This window comes from Kitasatospora aureofaciens, assembly GCF_019192735.1.
Lineage (GTDB): Bacteria > Actinomycetota > Actinomycetes > Streptomycetales > Streptomycetaceae > Kitasatospora > Kitasatospora aureofaciens_A.
On sequence record NZ_JAHTKP010000144.1, the window covers coordinates 1 to 3,795 of the forward strand.

Here is a 3,795-nt window from a genome sequence, read left to right on the forward strand (position 1 = left end):
CCCGGCCCCGGCCGCCCCAAAGGCCGCACCTCCACCCCCGCACCCCGCCACCCGGTCGGCACGAAACGCGGCAAAAAGGACACGATCAGGAGGGGTGGGACAGAGCAGCAGCCTTAAAGATCAAGCTTAGGGCGTCCGCCAGTAGGGGGCGGGTGAAGGAGCGCCCGCCGCGATGGGGGTCTCCCCGGCCGAAGGCTGGGGGCGAGAGCCAGGGCGACGCCGGCCCTCTGGTGACGGATCCCTCCAAGCACCAGGTCAGCGCGAGCGGCCGAGCAGCTCGGCCGTCTCGGCGCGACGGTTCCAGGCGATGACGGCCAGCGGCACCATGAAGATGAACGGGGTCCCGGCGTTCTCGCCGTGCATCGCGGTGAGCTGGGTAACGAACGCGAACGCCAGGAAGACGATCAGCGCCGTCGCGGCCGGCCCGGCCAGCCGGCGGACCAGCAGGCCGACCGCTCCGGCCACCTCCACCAGCCCGGTCAGGTACATGAACCAGTGGCCCACACCGATGGCGTCGAAGACGGTCGTGGCGGCGGGGAGCGCGAGCAGCTTGGGCAGCGCGCTGGCCAGGGCGAAGAAGAGCGCGAGCAGGATCCGCAGCGTCCAGACCACCCGGACCACGGCCTTGCTGGACTTCGCGGCGGTGGCGGTGGTCGTGGTGGCGGCGGTGGCGGTGCTGGACATTTCAGGTCTCCCTGGTCGGCTGTCGTTGCTTTCTCAGGTTTGACCGCCGCCACCGCCTGAACTCATCGGTCCCGGGAGAAGACGTTTTCCGGCAGCCCCACCTCCAGCGCCAGCAGCTCGCCGACGGTCTGCCGCCCACGGATCAGCCCGGCCCGATCGCCCTCGACCGTGACCTCCGGGATCAGCGGTCTGGAGTTGTAGTTCGACGACATGCTCGCCCCACATGCGCCGGTGTCGTGGAAGACCGCCAGGTCCCCGATCTCCTCGCGCGGCAACGCGACCGGCTCCACGTCGCCGCCCTACAGCCAAGGCCGTTCGTTAGCAGGTGCCGAGCTGATCGGCAGTAGCAGGGCAGGCACGGTTCGCCCGATCATGGAGTTCTCTACGCTTCATGATCACCGGGGGATCCGTGCCTGCCGTCCCATCATGCATTCTCGACCCGATCCGCGACCAGTTCCTCGTGCTGCTGCCCGTTCGTGAGGTTCGTCATCCGTTGGGCTGCCACAACCCGCGCATCAGCGACGCGGTGGTCTTCGACCGCCTCGTGCAGGTCCTGGTCTTCGGATGCGGATACGAGCGGGTGGCCGACCACCTGTGCTCCGCCACCACCATGCGCCGCCGCCGCGACGAGTGGATCGCCACCGGCGTGATGGAGAGCCTGCGTCTGCTCGTACTCGCCCACTACGACCGGATGATCGGCCTCGAACTCGACCAGCTGTCCGCGGACGGCTGCATCGCCAAGGCACCGTCCGGCGGAGAATGCGCCGGCAAGAGCCCCGTCGACCGGGCCAAACTCGGCATGAAACGCTCGCAGTTGACGGACGGCTACGGCATACCGCTGGTCACCGACCCGGCACCGGCCAACACCCGAGACCACACCCTGCTGCCCGCCACCCTCGACCGTTTCGCCGCCCTGGAAGCGACTCTGGGGCCGCTGCCCGAGCACCCCCGCCTGGCCCTGGACGCCGGCTACGACTACAGCATGGTCCGCCAGGATCTCGACACCCGGCGGATCATCGGCAAGATCGCCGAGCGCGGCGCGAAGACCCCGATCCAGGCCGGCGGGCGCTGGGTGGTCGAGCGCACGAAGTGCGCCACGAGGCGCTCTGTTTGTATCCCCGGCTCAACCGGGAGGAACTCGGAAGGAGGTTCCTGGGCCGAATGACTTACCTGGATCCGAAAGGTGAAGGGGACAAGAGCATGTCAGGAAACCAGTGACCGGGCCCAGTTGTCAGGGACGGTGTGCTGGGCGGCCCGCGCGATATGGCGAAGACTGGATTGTTTGAAGCCCAATCTCCAGAAGATGCAAGTTCCCATCCGTCGGAAAGACTGCTGAAACCGACGCCGCCCTGCACCGGCTTCGATCGTTGGCCCGGTGCAACTTCCGGGGGACGGAGCGATGTCCAGCGAGGACATTCAAGGAGATGAGTGGGACGCCTGTGTCGCGCTAGAACGTACAGACAGGGACGAACGTGGGATCGCCTACGGGACGCGAGTCCTATGGCGACGGAGGCCCCGTAGTAGTCGCCGGAGTCACGCCCGGCCAGGGAGGACGGGAAAGCCGTCCACATTGGGCGAAGGGGGCCAGGTGATTCGGACGCCCGGATATGGGGAGGTATGCGAAATGCAGAGCGCCGCAACGGTGCTGGGTGTCCTGCGTGAACGCGGCAGGCGCGGCCTGCCGTGCGACGAACTGTATCGACAACTGTTCAACCCGCAGTTGTATCTGCTGGCCTACGGACGCATCTACGCCAACCACGGCGCGATGACGCCCGGGGTCACGCCGGAAACCGTGGACGGCATGTCCCAGCGGAAGATCGACCGGATCATCGAGGCGATGCGCCACGAGCGCCACCGCTTCCGGCCGGTCAGGCGCGTGCACATCCCGAACAAGAACGGGACGACACGCCCGCTGGGACTGCCGACCTGGTCGGACAAGCTCGTCGGCGAGGTGGTCCGCCTGCTCTTGGAGGCGTACTACGAACCGACGTTCTCCGACCGATCGCATGGGTTCCGTCCCCGCCGGGGCTGCCACACCGCGTTGCGGGAGGTGGCCCACACCTGGACCGGGACTTCCTGGTTCATCGAAGGGGACATCGCCGACTGCTTCGGCAGCCTGGACCACCAGGTCCTGCTGTCGATCCTCGGCGAGAAGATCCATGACCAGCGGTTCCTGCGGCTGGTGCGCAACATGCTCAACGCCGGATACCTGGAGGACTGGAAATGGGGCGCCACGCTCTCCGGAGCGCCGCAAGGCGGAGTGGCTTCCCCGATCCTGTCCAACATCTACCTGCACAGGTTGGACGAATTCGTCGAGACAGTTCTGATCCCGGAGTACACCCGTGGAGAGCGCCGGGTCAGAAACCCGGCATACCTGGAGTTGCAGAATCTGCTGGCGAAAGCCCGCCGGCGCGGCGACCGGGCCCAGGCCCGGGTACTGCGGCAGCGGATGGTCAGCCTACCGAGCTCGGATCCCGACGATCCGTCATATCGCAGGTTGCGCTATGCCCGCTACGCGGATGACCACCTCCTTGGCTTCACCGGACCGAAAGCCGAGGCCGAACAGATCAAACGGCGCCTGGGAGATTTCCTGCGTGACGAACTCAAGCTGGAACTCTCCCGGGAGAAGACGCTGATCACCCACGCCCGCACCCGGGCGGCACGGTTCCTCGGCTACGAGATCACGACCCAGCACAACGACACGAAGAAGACCGGCCGCTACCGCAGGGTCAACGGCCAGATCGCCCTTCGTGTCCCCAGGGACGTCATCAAGGCCAAGTGCGAGCCCTACCTCGCCCGCGGCAAGCCCGCGAAGCGAACGGCCCTGACGAACGGCAGCGATCACGCGATCGTCGCCACGTTCGGGGCCGTCTACCGGGGCATCGTCCAGTACTACCTGCTCGCCGGAGACGTCTTCCGGCTGCACAAGCTGCGATGGGTCATGGAGACCTCCATGCTCAGTGGACGTTAAGTCCCTTTTCTCTCGGTTCGTGATCGCTCGTTCGTGTGAACGCCAGCCGTACTGGCGTGCCAGTCGGGGTTCGGGTGATGTTCTGCGGCGCATGGAAAGACGGGCGTATCCGAGCGACTTATCGGATGAGCAGTGGGCGT

General features: G+C 66.7%; 3 protein-coding genes and 1 pseudogene. 2 read left to right on the forward strand and 2 right to left on the reverse strand.

Going from position 1 to position 3,795, the window contains the following annotated elements; translation table 11 throughout:
- Positions 1-255: 255 nt before the first annotated feature.
- Positions 256-684 carry a DoxX family protein gene (locus KV557_RS41555; RefSeq protein WP_218207314.1) on the reverse strand — a complete coding sequence of 143 codons (429 nt, stop codon included), beginning with the start codon at positions 682-684 and terminating at the stop codon, positions 256-258.
- Between the two features lie 62 nt (positions 685-746).
- Positions 747-974, reverse strand: coding sequence for a hypothetical protein (locus KV557_RS41560; protein WP_256178742.1), 228 nt, complete (start codon positions 972-974; stop codon positions 747-749).
- A 119-nt stretch (positions 975-1,093) separates the two neighbouring features.
- Here KV557_RS41560 and KV557_RS41565 point away from each other — a divergent pair, with 119 nt between their 5' ends.
- A complete protein-coding gene (locus KV557_RS41565) occupies positions 1,094-1,849 on the forward strand; it encodes an IS5/IS1182 family transposase (RefSeq protein WP_374106735.1) in 756 nt (251 codons plus the stop codon).
- 459 nt (positions 1,850-2,308) lie between these two features.
- Positions 2,309-3,643: pseudogene (locus tag KV557_RS41570) on the forward strand (reverse transcriptase/maturase family protein); the annotation flags it as partial.
- Positions 3,644-3,795: the final 152 nt, after the last annotated feature.

Excerpts from the sequence above, each read along its gene's own strand:
- KV557_RS41555 (WP_218207314.1), bottom strand. The coding sequence starts at position 684 with ATGTCCAGCACCGCCACCGCCGCCACCACGACCACCGCCACCGCCGCG.